This is a genomic window from Streptomyces sp. NPDC002403, from assembly GCF_053593015.1.
Window position 1 is genome coordinate 1 of record NZ_JBSFBQ010000150.1, and the last position, 1740, is coordinate 1740.

The 1740-nt window shown below is 67.3% G+C and carries 2 protein-coding genes and 1 pseudogene; all 3 read right to left on the reverse strand.

Annotated elements, in window-relative coordinates; all coding sequences use genetic code 11:
• Positions 1 to 136: pseudogene (locus tag ACWCPY_RS43235) on the reverse strand (ATP-binding protein); the annotation flags it as partial.
• A 554-nt stretch (positions 137 to 690) separates the two neighbouring features.
• Positions 691 to 1320 (reverse strand): hypothetical protein, encoded by a 630-nt coding sequence (locus tag ACWCPY_RS43240; RefSeq protein WP_451274678.1) that lies wholly within the window; start codon positions 1318 to 1320, stop codon positions 691 to 693.
• On the reverse strand, positions 1317 to 1640 hold the full coding sequence (locus ACWCPY_RS43245; protein WP_451274680.1) for a hypothetical protein: 324 nt from the start codon (positions 1638 to 1640) through the stop codon (positions 1317 to 1319). The genes ACWCPY_RS43240 and ACWCPY_RS43245 overlap by 4 nt, the downstream gene beginning before the upstream one ends.
• Positions 1641 to 1740 lie beyond the last annotated feature (100 nt).

The window sequence follows — 1740 nt, forward strand, 5'->3', positions numbered from 1 at the left end:
ACATGTGCGCTTTACTGAAGGTCTTGTTCGAGGTCAGGATGATCGAGCCCTTTTCGTAACCTTTGGAGATCACCTGGAAGACCAGGTTCGCCTCGTCCCGTTCCAGTGGCTGGTAGCCCACCTCGTCGACAACAAGGTCGACTTGGGCCTGAGCCCCGGGGACCACCTCGAAACAGCCCCCGAAACCGCCGCAACTCCAGCCATCGATGCGGATCCAAGACCACCGTGAACCGCCCTCCGCCAACCCTGAACAGACGACAGAAGACTCGCGGCCCCCACCCTGAACCGCATCAACAATGGTGCATTCTCATCCGTACGAGGTGGCGCACGATAACTTGTACGCCGACACCCCCAGGCCCACGGAAACTGAGATTCAGGGACGGGCTTCTCAAGCCCCGGTCCACGACCAGCCGACGCCGCCGCCCGCCGACGCGCAACAGTTACGCCCGGGCGTTCCATCCCGCGTTCGAGCCCAGCTCTGCACCCGCGAGGCGGGGCGCTACTGCCCGAACGACCTATGACGTCCCCGCTGGACAACTCCACGCTCTGCGCGGCGCACCGACCGCCGGCCTCGCCGAGCGCCTCCAGCATCCGGCGCCGCTCCTTCGCTCACGGGCTGTGCCCGCAGACAGCGGCGCTGACCTTCAGGCGAGGCGTCCTCAGGCATGCCTTTTGTTGGCCGGCCGGTTGTCACCAGGTGGTGAGGTCGACCGAGTGGGCGCAGTGCGGGTCGGTGTCGGGTGTCCAGCGTTCTTTCTCGCGCACGAGCGCGGGGAGTGCGGCGAGCAGGGCGGTCAGTGCGCCGGTGAGGCGCACATCGACCGCGACCGGCCCGTCGGCTTCCTCGACCGCGAGGTAGAGCCGCATGCTGTCCTGTCCGGTGAGGAGGAACCCGCACAGCGGGGGGCTCGGCGGTGTCTCGGCGAACGGCCACGCCAGTGTCCGCAGCACGCGCAGCATCCGGTCCGTGTTTGTCGGCGGAGCGGGCTCGACGGCGGAGGTGTCCACCCGGACCAGGGCCATGCCCATCACGGACGCGTCCGGATGCGGGGGGCCGCCGGTTGCGAGCGTGCGTGTCCAGCCCAGCACCAGCGGGGCGGTAACCGGTTCGTCATCGTCGTCCGTCAGCGGCACTTCGTAGGCGACCAGCGCGTCCGGTGCCACGGCGTCGCCGGCACCGGTCACGACCCGGACCGCGTCCCGCGTCGGCAGCACCCCGCGCAGAAAAGTCCCGCCGACGAGAGGTACCGCCGTGTGGTCGAGGAGGAAACGCGTGAGGTAGGCCTGCTGCTCGACCGTCTCCCCGCACGGCCAGCTCACTCGTTGATCCAGGCCGGGCATTTGTTGACGCCCTTGCAGTAGGCCGTGATGACGCCGATCTTCTTGCCCTCCAGGCGTCCCCCGCCCTTCTTGTTGACCTTCCCGGCCAGAGCCGCGTCGACGATCCGGCACTTGCGGATGTTGTGTTTCCCGGAGAAATGGTTCCAGCCAAGGTCGCCGTTGCCGTATCGAGTGGGGATCACCCGACCCTCGGGATCAGTCTGCTCGCACCTCGTCTTCTTGTTCCAGTGCCGCTGCGCCGCCGACGCGTCGGCCACCGGCCCGGCAACGAGTACAGCACCCACGGCTGCTGCGGCCAAGACATGGGCCTTGACCCTGGGTTTTGGACACCGGAGACACTTGGATCTTGATGGTCCAGGAGAACGGAGTCCCCGTGGGGATGAAGCATTACCCCGCCGA